This window comes from Amycolatopsis jejuensis (genome assembly GCF_000717335.1).
Taxonomy (GTDB): Bacteria; Actinomycetota; Actinomycetes; order Mycobacteriales; family Pseudonocardiaceae; genus Amycolatopsis; species Amycolatopsis jejuensis.
Genome location: NZ_JNYZ01000039.1, coordinates 147,838 through 166,804, shown reverse-complemented (window position 1 = coordinate 166,804; position 18,967 = coordinate 147,838). Strand labels below are relative to the sequence as shown.

Annotated in this window: 21 protein-coding genes and 1 pseudogene; 13 read left to right on the top strand and 9 right to left on the bottom strand. The window is 69.7% G+C overall.

Annotated features, from left to right (window positions below; genetic code table 11):
• Window positions 1-135: 135 nt before the first annotated feature.
• The 3 genes from OO71_RS39420 to OO71_RS39410 are packed head-to-tail and all read left to right on the top strand — an operon-like array spanning window position 136 to window position 1,473.
• A complete protein-coding gene (locus OO71_RS39420) occupies window positions 136-465 on the top strand; it encodes a DivIVA domain-containing protein (protein ID WP_033295133.1) in 330 nt (109 codons plus the stop codon).
• Window positions 458-913, top strand: a complete 456-nt coding sequence (locus OO71_RS39415; RefSeq protein WP_033295132.1) for an SRPBCC family protein — start codon at window positions 458-460, stop codon at window positions 911-913. Before OO71_RS39420 ends, OO71_RS39415 begins: the two co-directional genes overlap by 8 nt.
• On the top strand, window positions 910-1,473 hold the full coding sequence (locus OO71_RS39410; RefSeq protein WP_033295131.1) for a DNA-3-methyladenine glycosylase I: 564 nt from the start codon (window positions 910-912) through the stop codon (window positions 1,471-1,473). Before OO71_RS39415 ends, OO71_RS39410 begins: the two co-directional genes overlap by 4 nt.
• A gap of 266 nt (window positions 1,474-1,739) precedes the next feature.
• Here OO71_RS39410 and OO71_RS39405 read toward each other — a convergent pair whose 3' ends face one another.
• Window positions 1,740-2,534 carry an enoyl-CoA hydratase-related protein gene (locus OO71_RS39405; protein WP_033295130.1) on the bottom strand — a complete coding sequence of 265 codons (795 nt, stop codon included), beginning with the start codon at window positions 2,532-2,534 and terminating at the stop codon, window positions 1,740-1,742.
• Window positions 2,535-2,736: 202 nt separating this feature from the next.
• Between OO71_RS39405 and OO71_RS39400 the strand changes: the two genes are divergently transcribed.
• Both OO71_RS39400 and OO71_RS39395 read left to right on the top strand, forming a co-directional pair.
• Window positions 2,737-2,904: a DUF3117 domain-containing protein gene (locus OO71_RS39400; protein WP_005155393.1), complete on the top strand. Its 168-nt coding sequence runs from the start codon at window positions 2,737-2,739 to the stop codon at window positions 2,902-2,904.
• A gap of 90 nt (window positions 2,905-2,994) precedes the next feature.
• Window positions 2,995-4,416 carry a leucyl aminopeptidase family protein gene (locus OO71_RS39395; protein ID WP_033295128.1) on the top strand — a complete coding sequence of 474 codons (1,422 nt, stop codon included), beginning with the start codon at window positions 2,995-2,997 and terminating at the stop codon, window positions 4,414-4,416.
• Here OO71_RS39395 and OO71_RS39390 read toward each other — a convergent pair.
• Window positions 4,407-5,294, bottom strand: coding sequence for a LysR family transcriptional regulator (locus OO71_RS39390; RefSeq protein ID WP_033295127.1), 888 nt, complete (start codon window positions 5,292-5,294; stop codon window positions 4,407-4,409). The genes OO71_RS39395 and OO71_RS39390 overlap by 10 nt on opposite strands.
• A 62-nt stretch (window positions 5,295-5,356) precedes the next feature.
• On the opposite strand from OO71_RS39390, the pseudogene OO71_RS39385 reads away from it, so the two are divergent.
• Window positions 5,357-6,499: pseudogene (locus tag OO71_RS39385) on the top strand (MFS transporter); the annotation flags it as partial.
• On the opposite strand, the gene OO71_RS53030 reads toward OO71_RS39385, so the two are convergent.
• Complete coding sequence (locus OO71_RS53030) at window positions 6,489-7,130, bottom strand: class I SAM-dependent methyltransferase (protein WP_033295126.1); 642 nt, start codon at window positions 7,128-7,130, stop codon at window positions 6,489-6,491. The pseudogene OO71_RS39385 and the gene OO71_RS53030 sit on opposite strands and share 11 nt — an antisense overlap.
• Before the next feature lie 188 nt (window positions 7,131-7,318).
• Between OO71_RS53030 and sigE the strand changes: the two genes are divergently transcribed.
• The 5 genes from sigE to OO71_RS39355 all read left to right on the top strand — a co-directional run bounded on the left by sigE (window position 7,319) and on the right by OO71_RS39355 (window position 11,845).
• Window positions 7,319-7,933 carry an RNA polymerase sigma factor SigE gene (gene sigE / locus OO71_RS39375; protein WP_033295125.1) on the top strand — a complete coding sequence of 205 codons (615 nt, stop codon included), beginning with the start codon at window positions 7,319-7,321 and terminating at the stop codon, window positions 7,931-7,933.
• Window positions 7,930-8,592: an anti-sigma factor family protein gene (locus OO71_RS39370; RefSeq protein WP_033295124.1), complete on the top strand. Its 663-nt coding sequence runs from the start codon at window positions 7,930-7,932 to the stop codon at window positions 8,590-8,592. Before sigE ends, OO71_RS39370 begins: the two co-directional genes overlap by 4 nt.
• A 642-nt stretch (window positions 8,593-9,234) precedes the next feature.
• Window positions 9,235-10,767 (top strand): S1C family serine protease, encoded by a 1,533-nt coding sequence (locus OO71_RS39365; protein WP_033295123.1) that lies wholly within the window; start codon window positions 9,235-9,237, stop codon window positions 10,765-10,767.
• Window positions 10,768-10,867: 100 nt separating this feature from the next.
• On the top strand, window positions 10,868-11,275 hold the full coding sequence (gene tatB, locus OO71_RS39360) for a Sec-independent protein translocase protein TatB (protein ID WP_033295122.1): 408 nt from the start codon (window positions 10,868-10,870) through the stop codon (window positions 11,273-11,275).
• 75 nt (window positions 11,276-11,350) lie between these two features.
• Window positions 11,351-11,845, top strand: coding sequence for a hypothetical protein (locus OO71_RS39355; RefSeq protein ID WP_033295121.1), 495 nt, complete (start codon window positions 11,351-11,353; stop codon window positions 11,843-11,845).
• 10 nt (window positions 11,846-11,855) lie between these two features.
• Here OO71_RS39355 and OO71_RS39350 read toward each other — a convergent pair whose 3' ends face one another.
• From OO71_RS39350 to OO71_RS39335, 4 genes are read right to left on the bottom strand one after another with little or no spacing between them, the layout of a single operon-like run.
• Window positions 11,856-13,001, bottom strand: coding sequence for an Mrp/NBP35 family ATP-binding protein (locus OO71_RS39350; RefSeq protein WP_033295159.1), 1,146 nt, complete (start codon window positions 12,999-13,001; stop codon window positions 11,856-11,858).
• Between the two features lie 36 nt (window positions 13,002-13,037).
• On the bottom strand, window positions 13,038-13,538 hold the full coding sequence (locus tag OO71_RS39345) for a DUF1003 domain-containing protein (RefSeq protein WP_033295120.1): 501 nt from the start codon (window positions 13,536-13,538) through the stop codon (window positions 13,038-13,040).
• Window positions 13,531-14,832 (bottom strand): magnesium transporter MgtE N-terminal domain-containing protein, encoded by a 1,302-nt coding sequence (locus tag OO71_RS39340; protein ID WP_033295119.1) that lies wholly within the window; start codon window positions 14,830-14,832, stop codon window positions 13,531-13,533. Before OO71_RS39340 ends, OO71_RS39345 begins: the two co-directional genes overlap by 8 nt.
• A 57-nt stretch (window positions 14,833-14,889) precedes the next feature.
• Window positions 14,890-15,804: an aminoglycoside phosphotransferase family protein gene (locus OO71_RS39335; protein WP_084145592.1), complete on the bottom strand. Its 915-nt coding sequence runs from the start codon at window positions 15,802-15,804 to the stop codon at window positions 14,890-14,892.
• Between the two features lie 85 nt (window positions 15,805-15,889).
• Here OO71_RS39335 and OO71_RS39330 point away from each other — a divergent pair, with 85 nt between their 5' ends.
• Window positions 15,890-16,726: an SPFH domain-containing protein gene (locus tag OO71_RS39330; protein WP_051792834.1), complete on the top strand. Its 837-nt coding sequence runs from the start codon at window positions 15,890-15,892 to the stop codon at window positions 16,724-16,726.
• On the opposite strand, the gene OO71_RS39325 is transcribed toward OO71_RS39330, so the two are convergent.
• Window positions 16,711-17,229, bottom strand: a complete 519-nt coding sequence (locus OO71_RS39325; protein ID WP_033295117.1) for a DUF4190 domain-containing protein — start codon at window positions 17,227-17,229, stop codon at window positions 16,711-16,713. The two genes, OO71_RS39330 and OO71_RS39325, sit on opposite strands and share 16 nt — an antisense overlap.
• A 50-nt stretch (window positions 17,230-17,279) precedes the next feature.
• Entirely contained in the window at window positions 17,280-17,600 is a 321-nt protein-coding gene (locus tag OO71_RS39320; RefSeq protein WP_033295116.1) for a DUF4190 domain-containing protein, read from the bottom strand.
• Window positions 17,601-17,748: 148 nt separating this feature from the next.
• Between OO71_RS39320 and OO71_RS39315 the strand changes: the two genes are divergently transcribed.
• Window positions 17,749-18,939 (top strand): acyl-CoA dehydrogenase family protein, encoded by a 1,191-nt coding sequence (locus tag OO71_RS39315; RefSeq protein ID WP_033295115.1) that lies wholly within the window; start codon window positions 17,749-17,751, stop codon window positions 18,937-18,939.
• The last annotated feature ends 28 nt before the right edge of the window (window positions 18,940-18,967 follow it).

Below are 18,967 nucleotides of genomic sequence, written 5' to 3'. Positions count from 1 at the left end.
TGGCGCAACCGGCACTGCCACCCGAAGCGCCACTTCGCAGCCGGCTCGAAGATCCGCCGCCCAGATTACCTACCCAACGTTGCGTGACGCGGCACTAGCGCGACGTTCCTGGGGACGGTGTGCCACGATCGTCGCGTGACGACCGCGCTGATCTACCTCGTAGTCATGCTGCTGGTGGCCGCCGTGGTGTTCCTCTTGGCCGCAGTGGTGTTCGGCCGGGGCGAGGAGCTCGCGCCGCTGCCGCCGGGCAGCTCGCCCACCCGCCTGCCCGCCGAGGACATCACCGGCGAGGACGTGCGCCGGGTGCGCTTCCAGCTGGTGCTGCGCGGGTACAAGATGTCCGAAGTGGACTGGGTGCTGCGCAGGGTGGGCGTGGAACTGGACGAACTACGCGAACGCGTCGCCCGGCTCGAAGCAGTGCAGGCCCCGCGGGAGGCAGCCCACCGGAGGCCGCCGGGTGAGTGACCTGGTGCTGTCGGTGGACGTGGCGGCACCGGCAGGCACGACCTGGCTCGCATTGACGGACTGGGCCCGACAGGGCGAGTGGATGCTGGGCACGTCGGTGCGGGTGATCGAGGGCAACGGCCGCAGCGTCGGCTCGAAACTGTCAGCGTTCACCGGCTTCGGCGGCGTCGGCTTCACCGACACGATGGAGATCACCGCCTGGGAACCGCCCCTGCGCTGCACGGTCCGCCACCTGGGAAGCCTGGTCCAGGGCACCGGCGTATTCCAGGTACTGGCAAAAGGCGGCGAACACTGCACGTTCGTCTGGGCCGAACACCTGAAACTGCCCTTCGGATTACTCGGCCGCGCAGGCTGGCCGGCCATCCGCCCGGCCTTTGCACTGGGCGTCCGCCACTCACTACGGCAATTCGCCAAATTCGCCGAGAACTACTCGATGGGGGACCGATGACAACTCTGCTGGGCGAAGACGGAATCGCCCGCTGCACCTGGGGAAACTCGACCCCGGACTACGCCGCCTACCACGACGAGGAATGGGGCGTCCCGCTACACGGCGAGGCAGAATTGTACGAACGACTCTGCCTGGAATCCTTCCAGTCCGGCCTGTCGTGGATCACCATCCTGAGAAAACGAGAAAACTTCCGAAAAGCCTTCCGCGGCTTCGCCCCGGAAAAAGTGGCACGATTCAAAGAGCGCGACATCGAACGCTTGATGCAAGACGCCTCCATCGTGAGAAACCGCGCAAAAATCGAAGCAGCAATAACGAACGCAAGGGCAATAGCCACCCTGGACGTCACCCTGGACGACCTACTCTGGTCCTTCGCCCCGCAAACACACCGACGCCCCCGCACCATGGCCGACGTCCCAGCCATCACCGACGAATCAAAGTCAATGGCAAAAGAACTGAAAAAACGAGGCTTCGCCTTCCTAGGGCCCACCACCTGCTACGCCCTGATGCAAGCCACCGGCATGGTAGACGACCACATAAAAGGCTGCTTCCGCGCCACCTGACCTTCCGTGAAGGGAACCTTCACGGACTTAGATTCCCTCATGGTTCCCTTCACGGACTTCCCCCCCTCGCCAACCGCAGCCGAGGCACCCACCCAGACCCAGCAGCCCAGTCTCCGCCCTGCACCCCGATACGAAGCCAAAACACGGTCTGAGGGGCTTGTCAAGGCATCTTTCCCGCCTTGACAAGCCCCTCAGGCCGTAGTCACAATTCCGGCTTCGGGGTGCCCTCACGCAACAGTTCCTAAACGGAAACCCTCACCGCCACATCACTTCCCTTGAAAGGAAGGCTTCCTCTTCCCCACAAACGCCTCCACCGCCTCGGTATGATCAGCAGTAGCCCCCAACGCATTCTGCGCCGCATCCTCAGCCGCCAACGCCCCCTCCAAAGACGACTCCGCAGCCACCCCCAGCACTTCCTTGATCTTCGCAAACGCCACAGTCGGCCCAGCCGCCAACCGAGCCGCCACCTTCTGCGCCCGCCCAGCCAACTCCTCATCCGGCACAACCTCGCCGACGAGCCCGATCCGCAGCGCCTCCGCGGAATCCACCGACCGAGCCATCAACATCAGCTCCGCCGCCCGCCCGTACCCGATCAACCGCTGCAACGTCCAGGACGCCCCCGAATCCGGCCCCAGCCCGACATTCGCAAACGCCATCAAGAACGACGACGATTCCGCGGCAATTCGCAGGTCACACGCATACGCAAACGCCGCCCCCGCCCCGGCCGCAGTACCGTTCACCGCAGCGATGACCGGCTTGGCCATCCCGGTGATCGCCAGAATGATCGGGTTGTAATGATCACTCACCGTGTGCAGCGGCGCCGGGTCGTTCGCCTGCAGCAGCCCGACGTGCTCCTTCAGGTCCTGCCCGGCACAGAACGCCTTGCCGGTGCCGGTGAGGACGACCGCGCGGACGTCCGCGTCGTCGGCGGCCGCGCGCAGCTCGGCGATCAGGCGTTCCTTGAGTTCGACCGTCAGCGAGTTGTACGCCTCGGGCCGGTTCAAGGTCAGCGTGCGCACGCCGTCGGCGTCGGCGGTCAACAGGACGTCGGATGTGGTCACGAAATGCTCCTCTGAAACGGCGGCTCGGGTTCTCCGCACCGAGTCTCGCACCCCCGGCGGGCGGCATACCAGCACCGATGCGGCGGCAAATGATCGGTCCGCGTTCGCGCCCGGGCGCTGATGAGGGACAATGGGGGTCGAGACCCGGCTGGCATGGGAGTGCGCGACCCGGGCGCGCCGGTTGATACGGAGGGAGCACGCTATGGCGGCCATGAAGCCCCGGACCGGAGATGGTCCCCTCGAAGTGACCAAGGAGGGGCGGGGCCTCGTGATGCGGGTGCCACTGGAGGGTGGCGGCCGATTGGTCGTGGAGCTCTCCGCGGAAGAAGCGAAGGACCTCGGTGCGGCATTGCAGGAGGTCACCGGCTGATCCCGGCCCGGCCGACTCTGTCCACTATGCACCCCGGTCTCCTGCTGGAGGCCGGGGTCGCGGTTCGTCTGCGCCCGAAGGTTGCTCGCTGTGCGTAACTCGCTACCACCCGTCCCCACGAAACTGCCCGAGATCGAGGTCGTCGCCGCGACGCGCCGGGGGATCCCGCTGGTCGTGCTGGCCGCTGCCGGGGACGAGGACGCGTACGGCTCGAGCGGGCGCACCGGCGAGATCCGCGAACTCACCGAAGACGTGCCGCGCTGGGTCGCCGGGATCGGGGACGCCGCGCCGAAGGACTTCCGCCAGACCGGTGCGGCGCTGGCCAGGACGTTGCGGGACGCGGCGGAGCACCGTCCGATCCGGACAGTCCAGGTCGCCCTGCCGCCGGACGTGACCGCTGAGCACGTCGGCGAACTGGCCACTGGACTCTTTCTCGGTGGCTATCGATTCGTCGTCACCACGTCGGAGCCGAAGCCATCGATGCCCGCCGTCCGGCTGGCGGCGGGTGACGATCGGGCAGTGCCGGAGTACGCGGAGGCAGCGTCGCGGGTACGAATTCTGGCTGCGGCCGCGGCATTTACGCGCGATCTGGCGAATACGCCGTCGAATGTCAAGAATCCGGCGTGGCTGGCGAATACCGCGGCAAAGGTCGTTGGTGGCCCGGTCGAAGTGACCGTGCGGGACGAGAAGTGGCTGGCGGACAAGGGATTCGGCGGAGTGCTGGCGGTCGGCGGTGGGTCGGCGTCGCCGCCGCGGCTGATCGAAATGACGTACCGCCCGCGTGGTGCGGCGAAGCATTTGTTGTTCGTGGGCAAGGGAATCACGTTCGACACCGGCGGGCTTTCGGTGAAACCGGCCGACGGCATGCACCTGATGCGCACCGACATGGCAGGCGGCGCAGCCGTGATCGCCGCGGTCCGCGCAATTGCGGAGCTGAAACTGCCGGTGCGCGTCACGGCGCTGGTGCCCGCAGCGGAAAACCATGTATCCGGCAGCTCGTACCGGCCGGGCGACATCGTGCGCCACTACGGCGGCCGGACCACCGAGGTCGGCAACACCGACGCCGAAGGCCGCATGGTGATGGCCGACGCGCTCGCGTACGGCATCGATCGCTTCCGCCCGGACCTGGTCGTCGACGCGGCCACTCTCACCGGCGCGATGAAGGTGTCGCTCGGTCTCCGCGTCGGCGGCGTCTTCGCCACCGACGACGACCTGGCCGCCCGCGTGGTGGCGGCGGGCGCCCGCGCCGGGGAGGCGTGGTGGCGGATGCCGCTGGTCGAGGACTACGCGCGCGGAATCGAAGGCGAACTCGGCGACGTCCGCCAGGCTCCCGGCGGTCCGGGCGGCATCATGGCGGCGCTCTTCCTCCGGGAGTTCACCGCGGGGCTTCCGTGGGCCCATCTGGACATCGCCGGTCCGGCCCGCGCGGACAAGACGTACGCCGACATCGTTCCGGGTGCTTCGGGTTTCGCCGCCCGGACATTGGTGGAGCTGGCCGCTTCCTACGGCTGACCTTGCAGTACGTGATCCCGGAACGCCACGACCGCGGGCGGGAGTGGTTCTCCTGCCCGCCAGGCCAGTCCGATCGTCCGGCTGACCGGCGGTAGCAGCGGCACCTCCGCGACGCCCGCCGGAGCGCCCGGCTCGAACCGCGGCAGCAGCGCCACCCCCAGCCCCGCGCCGACCAGCCCGCGCACGGTGTCCGACTCCTGCCCTTCGAACGCCACCTTCGGCGTGAAACCCGCGGCGGCGCAGAGGTCGTCGGTGATGCGGCGCAGGCCGTAGCCGGGTTCGAGGAGGACGAACGGCTCGTCGGCCAGTTCCTTCATCCGGACTCCACGGCGCCCGGCCAGGCGATGGCCCGCCGGGACCGACAGGCGGATCGGCTGCTCGTCGAGCACCACCGTCTCCAGCCGGTCGTCGGCCGGGACCGGGGCGAGCAGCGCGAGGTCGAGCTCTCCGGACACGAGCCGGTCCACCATCTCCTGCAGCGACCCTTGGATCAACGTGAACCGCGAGGGTGCCGGGTAGGTCCGCAGCAGTTCCGGTACCAGGGTCCGGCCGAGCAGGTGCAGGAACCCGAGCACGACCCGTCCGCTCGCCGGTTCGATTTCCTCGCGCGCCAGCCGGACCCCGGCGTCCACCAAAGGCAGCGCCCGCTCGGCGGCGTCGGCCAGCAGTTCGGCGGCGCGGGTGAGGCGGACGCCGCGGCCGTCCGGCACGGTCAGCGGCGCGCCGAGCGCCTGCCCGAGCGCGGCCAGCCGACGGCTGACGGTGGGCTGCGGCACCCCGAGCACCTCGGCCGTGCGGGTGACGTTGCCTGTGCTTCGCAGCGTCGCCAGCAGCTGCAGGTGCGGGACGAGCAGGGACGTCAGGCTCTCATTCGCCACGGTATGAATGATGGCAGATCAGCGTATTGGACGTATTGGTTAGCGAACCTTACTTTCGGGGCGTGCCCTCTTCGACCCGCCGGGTGAAGGTCGCGGTCGCCGCCGCGGGCTTCACGTCGTTCGCCCTGCTGTACGCCCCGCAGGCGGTCCTGCCGCAGCTTGCCGCGCAGTACCACCTCGACCCGGGCGGCGCGGCGCTCGCGGTGAGCGTGGCGACCGGTGCGCTGGCGATTTCCGTGCTGCCGATCGCCGCACTGTCCGAAGTGGTCGGACGGCGGCCGGTGATTCTCGCGTCCGTCCTCGTTTCCTCGGCGCTCGGACTCCTGCTGCCGCTGGTCCCGGACTACTCGCTGCTGCTCGTTTTACGCGCGATCCAAGGCGTGGCGATCGCGGGTTTTCCCGGGGTGGCCACGGCTTACCTCGTGGAGCGGCTGGGTAAAACCGGCGTCGCGGCCGCGGTCGGGGCGATGATCGCGGGCAACACCGTCGGCGGCATGTCCGGACGCTTGGTGACCGGTTTCACCGCGGGCTCGTTCGGCTGGCGCGGGGCGCTTTACGTCGTCGCCGGGATTTCCGTGGCCTGCGCGGTCGTGACGGTGGTGGCGCTGCCACGGTCGTTGCCGCGCGGGAGCCCCCGCGACGTCGGCCGCGGACTCCTTGACGCGGTACGGCGCCCGGTGCTGCTCGTGCAGTACGCCGTCGCGCTGCTGGCCATGGGTGCCTTTGTTGCGCTGTACAACGCGGCCGGGTTCCGCCTGACCGGCTCGCCGCTCAATCTGACGCCAGCCGTTGCGTCGCTCGTCTTCCTCGCGTACGCGCTGGGCTCGGTTTCGTCCGTCCTGGCCGGTCGGCTCGCTGCACGGGCCGGGCGCCGTCGGGCGTTGGTCGGCGCGCTGCTGGTCACCGCGGCGGGTGGAGTGCTGACGATCCCGGACTCGCTACCGCTGATCGTCCTGGGTTTCCTCGTGCTGACGGCGGCCTTCTTCGCCGCACATTCCATCGCGAACAGCTGGGCCGCCGCCGAAGCCCCGGAGAACGCTCGCGGGCAGGTCGGCGGGCTGTACATGCTGATGTACTACCTGGGCAGCAGCGTCGGCGGGGGAGCCGGGAGTGTCGTGTACGGGCACGCGGGCTGGGGGTGGCTGATCGTGGCCGTGGTGGTCTGGCTGGGGCTGGCCGCGACGGCCGTGCAGCTTACGAGCAGGCGGTGGCGCAGAGCAGCCCACCGCCTACCGGAAGCAGGGCCGGGACCAGGCGGTCGTCCTCCCGGATCGCCCGCGCCACCTCGCGCAGCGCCAGCGTCTCCGGGTCGCGGCGGGCCGGGTCGGTGACCCGGCCGCCGGCCAGCACCTGGTGGAACACGATGATCCCGCCGCGGCGCAGCAGTGCGACACCCTGCTCGTAGTACCCCGGGTACTCGATCCGGGCGGCGTCGACGAACACCAGGTCGTACCCGCCGGGCGTGAGCCGCGGCAGGACGTCGAGCGCGCGGCCGACGATGAGCCGCATCCGGCCCGGCGGGTACCCCGCTTCGAGGAACGTCTTGCGAGCGGCGCGCTGGTACTCCGGCTCGACGTCGATCGAGGTCAGCACGCCGTCGGCGGCCATCCCGCGCAGCAGGTACAGGCCGCTGACCCCGGATCCGGTGCCGACCTCCACCACCGCCCGCGCACCCAGCGTCGCCGCGAGGAACCGCAGCGTGCCGCCGGCTCCGGGGGCCAGCGGGGCGCAGCCGAGGTCGACTGCGCGTGCGCGGGCCGCGGCCAGCTGGTCGTCGTCGGGCACGTACCCGTCGACGTACTCGGCCCCGGTCGCCGCCTGTGTCCCCGAACTCACGCGCGAAGGTTAGCGCTGGTTGTCGATAAATCAGCGAAGGCTCCCTGGTAAGCCTCCGGAAACAACTTCTCAGGCTGCTCTCAGACCGGTCTCATGTCCCGCACATGGAGATCGGCGAGACTGAATCCCGAACGCGGGAACACCGCGCGCTCGATCTGCGTTGGCCGAGGTGAAGAGGAGTGACCCAGATGGAGGTGCCTGCTCCCCTGATGCAGAACGCCGAACTGCCGGAGGCCGAGCCGGTGACCGTGGACGCGACCGAGGCGGCGTGGACGCCGCCCTCGTGGGACGAGGTCGTGCGCGAACACGCCGACCGCGTGTACCGGCTCGCGTACCGCCTCACCGGCAACACGCACGACGCCGAGGACCTCACCCAGGAGACGTTCATCCGCGTCTTCCGGTCGCTGGCGTCCTACAAGCCCGGCACGTTCGAGGGCTGGCTGCACCGGATCACCACGAACCTGTTCCTCGACATGGCGCGCCGCCGCTCGCGCGTGCGCATGGAGGGGCTGCCGGAGGACACCGACCGGATCGTCGGCGACGACCCGAGCCCGGAGCAGTACTACAGCGACACCCACCTCGACCCTGACCTGCAGGAAGCTCTCGACGAGCTGCCGCCGGAGTTCCGGGCCGCGGTCGTGCTGTGTGACGTCGAGGGCCTGTCGTACGAGGAGATCGGTGCCACGCTGGGCGTCAAGCTCGGCACCGTGCGCAGCCGCATCCACCGCGGCCGCTCGGCGCTGCGGGCCTCGCTCGAGCGCAGGCGCGCGATGCGGGACGAGCCCGTGAAGGTGTCTGTATGAGTGGCTGGCGCTTCGCCGAATCGCACCTGATGCCGGACGTCGTGGTCGCCCTGGTCGACGGAGAGCTGTCCCCGGGCGCACAGGACCGCGCCACGTCGCACGTCGCGCACTGCCCTGGTTGCGCGGCCGAGGTCACCGCCCAGCGGCAGGCCGTCGCGGCGGTGAAGCGCGCGGGCGAGCCGTCGATGTCGGCGGGCTTCCTGGCCAGCCTGCGGTCCATCCCGGAACACACCGACCTGCCCGGTTCCCCGGACAACCTCGCGGTGACGGCCGACGGCCAGCTCGTGGCCATCCAGCGCCCGGACCGCGTTGCCGGACTGCGCGACATGGGAGTCCTCGGAGGTGCCGCGCCGTTGGGAACAACAGCGCCGCTCGGGCAATCGGCGAACGTGCTCGGCGGCGGCCGCTTCACCCTCAGCCGCAAACGAGCAGCACAGGGCGCGGGAGTCGTCGTGTCGGGTCTGGTACTGAGCGCACTCGCGCTCGTCGGCACCTCGGCTGACAGTGGCGAGGGCTCCGACCCGGCCACGCTGCCACCCGCGAACGCGAACTTCGCCCCGGCGAAGATGGGGGCGCCGACCTCGTCCTCGCCTTCGTCACTGCCGACGCCTTCGTCGGTGGTGCCGGTGGGGGAGAGCGTTCCTGTCCCTGCTCGGTGAGTCTTCGGCCGGGTTCCCTGGGTGGGGCCCGGAGGAGTGTCTGGGGAGTGGGTTGGCGGTTGCGTTGCACGGTTGCGGCTCGTGGGGGTTGGGGAACCGTTGCGGGCTCACGCGCCGGGATACGGGAGCCTTGCGGGCTACAAAGCGCCAGGCCGAGCCGGTCCGCAGGCTTGCTGGACCGGCCCGGTCCGCAGGCCCAGCGGCCTCGGCCGCTCACGACGGCGGAGGTGAGCCCTGCCTGGCTCGTTTTCCGGGGAGTTCCGGCGGTCCCGGCTCGTCGAGCCGAGCTCCGGCGGGGTCCCGGCGCGGGCGTGTGAGCACTGCTCGACTCAAAGGGTGGGGGTGAGCCCTGCGGGCTCCGCAGGTTCCGCTGAGTCCCGGCGGGCAGCCCCGGCAAGCTGAGCCCTGGCAGGCCCGGTTCCTGGAAAAAATTCCGGAAGTCCCAGCTCGTCGAGCCAAGCCCCGGCGGTCCCTGAACGCGAGCCACAACCCGTGCAAACTCAAAGCACCCCCACCCGGGCCCACCGCAGGTCCACAGCCGCATTTTGCAGGCAACAGCCATTTCACTGTGCGCTAGGCACACTCTGACGCGAGGCTTGGGTATCGTCGACCTCCAGCCACTGACCGTATCTCCGGGGAATGATGACCGACCAGCCGAACGCCAATTCCGCTCAGTCCGGCGCCGTGGGGGCTGATCGGCTCTCGCCTCGGCCGTTGGAGAGGCCTTCGGTCGATCCGCAGCAGGCGGCGGTCTTCGGGCGGCCCCATGGGGTCGACGGGGCGTTCGACAAGCTCTACACCCCTCCGCCCAACGGGAACGGGCGGCGCGGGCTCGAGCTGGCGCCGCCGACACCCGAGTCGCTCGCTGAGGCTTTTCGGCGGCCGGAGGGGGCCGAGGGGGTCGTGTTGCAGCGGCCGCTCGAGGCGGTCGGTGAGGCACCCGCTCCCGAGGAACCGCTGTGGACCGATGCGCGGGATCCTTGGCGGGATCCCGCGGCCGGGGCGGTGCTCGGGGGGCCTGCGGTTCCGGCTGAAGACGCCGATGACAAGAAAGCAGCGCGACCCGGTGGGGCGCGGCTGAGCTTGCCCGAGGTCCTGTTCGGGCGGCGGGTGCAGCCGAAAGCGCTTGCGGTGCTCGGGGTCGTCGCCTTGCTGATCGGGGCGGTCGGCGGGCTGGTCGGGTGGTGGATCGCCGACACCGGGTCCGAATTGACCGGCAGTGCCACGATTTCCGAGGCCGAGGCGGCGAAAGAACGGCCGCCGGGGTCGCTCGCCGACATTGCCCGGCGCGTGGCGCCCGCGGTGGTGTCGCTCGAGGTCGTCAAGCCTGGTGCCGACAGTGGCGAACAGGGGTCCGGCGTGGTCATCGACCCGCAGGGCTACATCCTCACCAACGAGCACGTCGTCGCCACTGCCGTTGCCGACACCGGCGCCAAGATCACCGCCGTGTTCAACGACGGCACCCGGGCCCAGGCCAAGATCGTCGGCGCGGACCAGAAAACCGACCTTGCCGTCGTGAAAGTCAACGTCACGAACCCGGTCGTGATGCAGGTCGGCAAGTCGTCCGACCTGCAGGTCGGCGACGCGGTGATCGCCGTCGGGTCGCCGCTCGCGCTGCAGAACTCGATCACCGCGGGCATCGTCAGCGCGATCGACCGGCCGGTCACCGCGGGTGGCGACAGCGGCGCGCCGCCGGTCACGTACTCGGCCATCCAGACCGACGCCGCCATCAACCACGGCAACTCGGGCGGTGCGCTCGTCGACTCGACCGGTGCGCTCGTCGGGATCAACTCGGCCATCCGCTCGTCCAGCTCCGACGGCGGCAGCATCGGCATCGGCTTCGCCATCCCCAGCGACTACGCGATCAAGATCGCCAAGTCCCTCATCAAGAACGGCAAGGTCAACCACGCCGACATCGGGATCAACGCGGCGTCCACCGTCGCCGGGTCGACCACGATGGGCGCGCAGGTCCGCAACGTCGCGCCGAACGGCCCGGCGGCATCCGCGGGTATCCGCGAAGGCGACGTCATCACGAAGGTCGGCGACCGGCTCGTGCGCGATTCGGCGGAGCTCACCGTCGCGGTGCGCAGCCACGACCCGGGTCAGGTCGTGCCGGTGCAGCTGGCCCGCGACGGTGCGTTGCTGGTGGTCGACGTCACCCTCGGGTCCGACTGACCGTCACGCGCTCTTAAGCCCCGCGCGACCTTCGGGCCTGCCAAGACGGCAGACTGCCCGGGTAGTCTTGGGCGGGGCAGCACCGAGCGGAGGTTCACGGGTGTTCGACAGTGTCGGCTGGGGCGAAATCCTCGTGCTCATCATCGCGGGGCTCTTCATCCTGGGCCCCGAGCGCCTGCCCGAGGCCGCATCGTGGATGGCCAAGAGCGTCCGCAAGGTCCGCGAGTTCGCCTCCGGCGCGCGCGACCAGCTGCGCGAGGAAATGGGCCCGGAGTTCGACCAGCTGCGCAAACCCCTCGAGGACCTGCGCGGCCTCCGCAACTTCGACCCCAAACGGGTCGTCACCCAGCATCTCTTCGACGGCGATTCCGACCCGCTCGGCCTGAACGGCGTCAACGGGTCCAACGGCTCGAACGGCACGCCGGCCATCAAGCCGCAAAGCGCCGTCCCCCAGCCGGAACCGCTGAAGCCGGGTGAGCGTCCGCCGGTCGACCCGGACGCCACCTGACCGCTCCTGCAACCTCCGCAAAGGCGCTGGGTAGCCTCAGGGCAGAAGCTCACCCAGACCCTGGAGGTTCCTGACATGTCACGCCGTGCGGCTGCGCTGGCCGGAACGATCGCGGCGGCCGCTCTCGCCGTTGCCGGGTGCAGTGCCGACGACGAGCCGAGCACCCAGCCGCCCGCCACCTACACGTCGGTGCCCGCGCCGTTGATGCCTTCGCCGTCGGCCCCGTCGAGCGCCCCCGCGAACGGCAACAGCTCCGGCGAACAGCCGAACGTGAAGCGCGGCGCGCAGACCGGCGAGGCAGGCGTGGACGTGCTCGTCACGATCGACTACCGCGGCGGCAAGGTCACCCCGCCCGCCGGGGTCGTCGACGTCCAGGTGGGCAACAAGGTGAAGATCAAGGTGACGTCCGACCAGGCGCAGAACATCGACGTGCAGGGCCTGCCGGACAAGTCCGCCGACGTGTCCGCGAAGGAGCCCGAGGACATCGACTGGACCGTGACCAAGGCGGGCGACACCAAGGTGACGTTGCGCGAGTCGAACACCCTCCTGGTGACCGTGCACGCGGCCTGAGCAGCAGGTCTCAGCGGCCGGCGGGGCTGACGTTCAGCATCATCCCCGCCAGGCCGCGCGCCCGGACGGTCAGCTGCTTCGCCGCGTCCTTCAGCACCACCGACGCCGGCGCGTCCGGTTCGGCCAGCACCAGCGGCGTACCTTCGTCGCCCTGTTCGCGCAGCCGCGGGTCGAGCGGGATCTGACCCAGCAGTGGCACCGTCGAACCCACCGACTTCGACAGCGAGTCCGCCACCGTCTGGCCGCCACCCGCGCCGAACACCTCGATGCGTTCGCCCGACGGCGTTTCCAGCCACGACATGTTCTCGATCACGCCCGCCACGCGCTGCCGCGTCTGCATCGCGATCGCACCCGCGCGCTCGGCCACCTCCGCGGCGGCCTGCTGCGGTGTGGTGACCACGAGGATTTCCGCGTTCGGAATGAGCTGTGCCACCGAAATCGCGATGTCGCCGGTGCCCGGCGGCAGGTCCAGTAGCAGGATGTCCAGGTCGCCCCAGAACACGTCGGCCAGGAACTGCTGCAACGCGCGGTGCAGCATCGGCCCGCGCCACACCACCGGCGTGTTGCCCGGGGTGAACATGCCGATCGAGATCACCTTCACGCCGTGTGCCTGCGGCGGCATGATCATCGTGTCGACCTTCGTCGGCTTCTCGCGCGCGCCCAGCATGCGCGGGATCGAGTGGCCGTAGATGTCCGCGTCCACCACGCCCACCGACAGCCCGCGCTCGGCCATCGCCACGGCCAGGTTCACCGTGACCGACGATTTGCCCACGCCGCCCTTGCCAGAGGCCACGCAGTACACGCGCGTCATCGAACCCGGCTGCGCGAACGGGATCACCGGCTCCGCCGCGTCACCGCGCAGGGATTTCCGCAGTTCAGAGCGTTGCTCGTCGCTCATCACGTCGAGCTCGACCCGCACGTCGGCGACGCCGGGGACCTTCGACACGGCTTTCGTGGTGTCCTCGGTGAGCGTCGCCTTGAGCGGGCAGCCCGCGACCGTGAGGTAGATCCCGACGGTGACCACCCCGTCGTCGCCGACCACCACGTCCTTCACCATGCCGAGGTCGGTGATCGGTTTCTTGATTTCCGGGTCGTACACGTCCTTCAGCGCGGTGCGGACGTCGTCGACGCTGGGGAGCTGCTGTGTACCAGTCACGCAACCCATCGTACGTACCGGGTGCAGCCGCCCGTTTCACGCCTGCTTCGTCTTGCGTGGCTTGGGTTCCACGGCGAGATCGTCCCGCAGCCGGTCGAGTTCGCTGCGCAGGTAGTCGCGGGTCGCGACCTCGCCGACGGCCAGCCGCAGCGCGGCCAGCTCGCGCGCCAGATATTCGGTGTCCGCCTTGGTTTGCGCGGCCCGCGTGCGGTCTTCCTCCAGTGATACCCGGTCGCGGTCGTCCTGGCGGTTCTGCGCGAGCAGGATCAGCGGCGCGGCGTACGCGGCCTGCGTGGAGAACGCCAGGTTGAGCAGGATGAACGGGTACGGGTCCCAGCGCAGTGACACCGCGACCAGGTTCAGCACGATCCAGACGATCACGATCAGCGTCTGCCAGAACAGGTACTTGCCGGTGCCGAGGAACCGTGCGATGCGCTCGGTGAACCGGCCGAAGGTGTCCGGGTCGATGTTCAGCCGCAGCCGCGCCTGGCCGCGCGGCTGGTCGAGCCTGCGGCGGCCGGAGCTGAGGTCAGGCACGGTCGGCCTCCTGGATTTCGGCGCCGTCGGCGACGTCGTGCAGTCCGGTTTCGCGCCAGTCGTCGGGCAGCAGGTGGTCGAGCACGTCGTCGACGGTGACGGCGCCGAGCAGGTGGTCCTCGGCGTCGACCACCGGGCCGCACGCCAGGTTGTAGGCCGCGAAATACCGCGTGACCTCGGCCAGCGTCGCCTCCGGGCGCAGCGCGGTGAGGTCCGTGTCCACGGCGCTGGCCACGAGCTCGGCGGGCGGTTCACGCAGCAGCCGCTGGAAATGCACGACGCCGACGAACCGTCCGGTGGGCGTCGCAGTGGGCGGGCGGCACACGAAAACCATGCTGGCGAGCGCGGCGGGTAAGTCGGCGTTGCGGATGTGCGCGAGCGCCTCGGCGATGGTGGCGTCCGGCGTGAGCACCACCGGTTCCGGTGTCATCAGGCCGCCCGCGGTGTCCGACGAATACGCCAGCAGCCGCTTGACCGGCGCCGATTCCTCCGGCTCCATCAGCTCCAGCAGCCTGCTCTGGTCGGCGGGAGCGAGCTCGGCCAGCAGGTCGGCGGCGTCGTCCGGGTTCATCGCCTCGAGGATGTCCGCGGCGCGTTCCTCGGCGAGGTACGCGAGCAGCTCCTTCTGGTCGTCCTCGGGCAGCTCCTCGATCACGTCGGCGAGCCGCTCGTCGTCCATCGCGTCGGCGACCTCGTGGCGGCGCTTGATCGGCAGGTCACGCAGGGTGGCCGCGACGTCGACGGCCCGCATCGTGTCGAACAGCATCAGCAGCTGACCCGCGCCCTGGGGCTGTCCGGTGAGGTCGGTGAGCCCGAGCCCGGCGACCTCGTTCCACGGCAGCACCTGCATTGCGCTGCGGCGGCGGCCCAGCGTGAGCCGGGTGGACCGCTCGCGAACGGCGACCTTGGCCAGTACCCAGTCGCGCGTGCGGGTGGGCTCCATGGCCGCGTCGACCACGGTGACGCGGGTTTCGGCGCCGGAGAGCGTGGCGTGCGCGTCGAGGAGCTGCCCGCACACCAGTACTTCGTTGGGCCGCTGGGTGAAGTGCCGCATGTTCACCGAACCGGTGGCCAGCGTCACGGCGTTCGGTTCGATCGACGTGACCCGCAACATCGGCACGAACACCCGCCGCCGCGTCGCCAGCTCCACCACCATGCCGAGGATCCGCGGCGGCTGCTGGTCGAGCCGGAGCCCGGCGACGACGTCCCGGACCTTCCCGATCGACTCGCCGTCGGGTCCGAACACCGGCAGACCCGCCAGCTGGGCTGCGAAAACCCGGTTTGTGCCCGCCATGGCGCCGACACTATCGGCTGGCGGCCCGGCGCGCTCGCGCCGTCACTGGGCGAATTCTCAGACTTCCATCGCCCATCGGGTGAGCAGCGGCAATGCGTCGTCGGGCGGATCGTTCTCGGTCGCGTCCACCCCGCCGAAGTCGCGGATGTCCTCGGCGAGCCACAGCCGGTTCTGCACCGAACGCACGAGGGTCCACGCCTTCGCCCGAGCGCGGTCCAGACCGGTCGCGGCGAGCCTCGAGTCCAGTGTGGACTCGTCGAACCGGTTCCACAGCAAGGGAAGTACGCCGAACTCCAGGTCACCCGCGAGTGGCTTCGGGTCGATCACGAGCCACGGTTCGCGGCGCCCGGCCAGCACGTTTTCGTAGTGCAGATCCTCGTTGACCAGCGCGTTGCCCGCCTCCGGGCCGAGGTCGCGGCACACCTCGAGCGCGGCGTCCAGGTCGCGGCGCGGCAGCGGCCGGTCCAGCTCCTCCCACGACTTGGGCAGTTCCGTCAGCAGCTCCTCCGCGAACCCGCGCAGCGACCTCGTGAGCCCGGGCGGGGCCGGTACGGCAAGCCGCGAGGCCAGCTCGCTCATGGTCTCGACCGCGGGCAGCAGCGGCTCGGTGAAGAGCGTCCGGCTGTCGTCGAGGCGCTCCAGCAGCATCGCGCCTTCGGCCGGCGCGGACTCGAAGAGCCGGACCGCCCCCTGACCGTCCCATGTGGACAGTGCGAGCGGCTCGTCGCGCGATTCCGCTTCCACCCAGCCGAGTTTGAGCACCACCGGGGTCCCGTCGGTGCGGCGCGCGGGCTGCACCACGCCGACGTACCCGTGCCGCGCGGTGTCCTCGAACTCCAGCCCCCATTCGCGGGCGAACCGCTCGGCGAGCGCGGGCAGTGAGGCGAGCCACGGAACTGCTTCCGGTCCCAGGATCTGCGGGGCGCGCTCGGCGAACGTGGGCGGGATCTGCAAAACGGTCACAACGCCCATCCTGGTCGGGCCCGCAACCCGTTTCCCGGGCGGTGCGGCGCGCGTACAGTAGGTCTACAGGGGTCCGGCGAGCCCGGGAGCTGCCATGATCATCGAGATTGTCAGCGCAGTGGTCGTCGTGGGCGGGGTCTGGCTCGCCTCCGCGGTGCGCGTGGTGAAGCAGTACGAACGCGGCCTGGTGTTCCGCTTCGGCCGCGTGCACACGCACGTGCGCGAACCGGGGCTGGCGCTGCTGGTGCCGATCGCCGACCGGATGCAGAAGGTGAACATGCAGGTCGTCACCCTGCCGGTGCCCGCGCAGGACGGCATCACGCGCGACAACGTCACGGTGCGGGTCGACGCGGTCGTGTACTTCAAGGTGGTCGACCCGGTGCTCGCGACCGTGCATGTGCAGGACTACCGCAGCGCCATCGGCCAGGTCGCGCAGACGTCACTGCGGTCCATCATCGGCAAGAGCGACCTCGACGACCTGCTGTCCAACCGCGAACGGCTCAACCAGGGCCTGGAGCTGATGATCGACAGCCCGGCGCTCGACTGGGGCATCCACATCGACCGCGTCGAGATCAAGGACGTCGCGCTGCCGGAGTCGATGAAGCGCTCGATGTCCCGGCAGGCCGAGGCCGAGCGGGAACGGCGCGCGCGGGTGATCTCGGCGGACGGCGAGCTGCAGGCGTCGGCGAAGCTGGCGCAAGCCGCCGCCGCGATGGCCGACACCCCGGCGGCACTGCAGTTGCGCTTGCTGGAGACGGTGGTTCAGGTGTCGGCGGAGAAGAACTCCACGCTCGTGCTGCCGTTTCCGGTGGAGCTGCTGAGATTTCTCGACGCCCAGACTCCCAAAGACTCCACAGAGTCCAAGGAGTCCTTGACCCCCAACGGACACGCCCGAGCCGACAGCGACGTACCGGATCAGCGGTCGAGATAGCCGTTCACGCCGAGCACCACCAGCGTCACGAAGAAGCCGACGTACAGCGCCACCACCGTGTAGCCGATCACCACGGCGGCCAGCGCCATGCCGCGTCCGCCTGCCTCCCCGCGGTCGGCCTTGGCCAGCGCGATGTGCCCCATGATGATGCCGGGGATCGCGAGCAGGAAGGTGACCAGCCCGATCACCGAGCAGACCAGCGCGCCGACGGCGAGGCCGGTGTCGTCCTGGCGGCCGTAGGGCTGGTAGCCCTGGTACGTCGGGGCGTAGGGCGGATACGGCTGGCCGGGCTGGGGGTACGGCGGCGGGTAACCGGGCGGCGGGGCGTACGCGCCGGGGATGTGCGCGACGGGGTCCGGGCTCGGGATGTCGTAGCTGCCCGGGGCCGGTGGCGGGGCGGTCCAGCCGGGTGGCGGGGTGGCGGGCGCCGGTGGGGCGAACGGGTTCGCGTCGGGCGGCGGATCGAGGGGGCCGAGGGGATCACGGTCGGGCGGAGTGGTCATCGGGGTCCCCCTCGGAATGCCGGCTACCCCTCGACGCTACCGGGTCCGGGTCAGCCGAACACGCCGGACTGGACCAGTGCGTGCACGATCAGCGGAATCGTGATGCCCCAGACCACCAGTGCGGCGTACCCGATCACGAACCCGGCCACCGCCACCGCGCCACCGGTACCGCGGCCGTGCCGGGCGCGGTAATGCGCGACGTGCCCCATCGCGATCCCGGCGATCGCCGCGGGCACGCACACCACGAACCCGGCGATCGAGCACACCAGCGACGCGATCGCGAGCCCGGCTCCTGGCGGCGGGCCTTGCGGCGGGTAGGGCTGGTGCTCGAACGACGGATGCTCGTAACCATCGTCGGGTTCGTCGCTCATGAAGGTCCTCCCGGGGTGAATCCGCACCTTAATGGGGTAATCGGGGGCCCGGCGTGAGCACCCTCATAGCCGCATGCGCGCGAAGCCAGTCATACTCCGCGGTAGCCCAGCGCCGGGAGCCGGCGTCACCGCCGAAGGGAGCTCAGCAATGGCCCGTCTCGCCCGGACCGCCGGTCTGACCGACGTGCAGGAGGAGATCCTCGCGACGGTGCGCACGTTCGTGGACAAGGAGATCATCCCGCACGCACAGGCGCTGGAGCACGCGGACGAGTACCCGGCGGAGATCGTCGAGGGCATGAAGGAGATGGGCCTGTTCGGGCTCACCATCCCGGAGGAGTACGGCGGCCTCGGCGAGTCGCTGCTCACCTACGCGCTGGTGGTGGAGGAGATCGCGCGCGGCTGGATGAGCGTTTCCGGCGTGATCAACACGCATTTCATCGTGGCGCACATGATCTCCCGGCACGGTACGCCGGAACAGAAACAGCATTTCCTGCCGCGGATGGCGACTGGTGAAGTGCGCGGGTCGTTCTCGATGTCGGAGCCGGACCTGGGTTCGGATGTCGCCGCGATCAAGACCCGGGCGCGGCGCGAGGGCGACGATTACGTCATCGACGGCGCGAAGATGTGGCTCACCAATGGTGGTTCGTCGAACTTGATCGCTTTGCTGGTTCGCACGGATGAAGGTGCCGAGAAAGCGCACCAGAATCTGACGACGTTCCTGGTGGAGAAGCCGTCCGGGTTCGGCGAGGTACTGCCGGGGCTGACGATTCCGGGCAAGATCGACAAAATGGGGTACAAGGGCGTCGACACCACCGAAGCGGTGTTCGACGGCTTCCGCATCGGCGCGGACAAGGTGCTGGGTGCCGCGCCGGGCAAGGGTTTCTCGTTCATGATGGACGGCGTCGAGGTCGGCCGGGTGAATGTGGCGGCGCGGGCGTGCGGGATCGCGATTCGCGCGTTCGAGCTGGCGGTGTCGTATGCGCAGCAGCGGTCCACGTTCGGCAAACCGATTGCGCAGCACCAGGCAATTGCGTTCAAGCTCGCGGAAATGGCGACCAAGGTCGAGGCGGCGCACTTGATGATGGTCAATGCCGCGCGGCTGAAGGATTCCGGCGCCCGCAACGACGTCGAAGCCGGGATGGCGAAGCTGATCGCGAGCGAGTACTGCGCGGAAGTGACGCAGGAAGCGTTCCGCATCCACGGCGGGTACGGCTACTCGAAGGAATACGAGATCGAGCGGCTCATGCGCGAGGCGCCGTTCCTGCTGATCGGCGAAGGCACCAGCGAAATCCAGAAAACCATCATCAGCAGGGGCCTGCTGCGCGAATACAAAGCCTGACCCCCGTCCGGGGTTCGCGCGTTCCGCC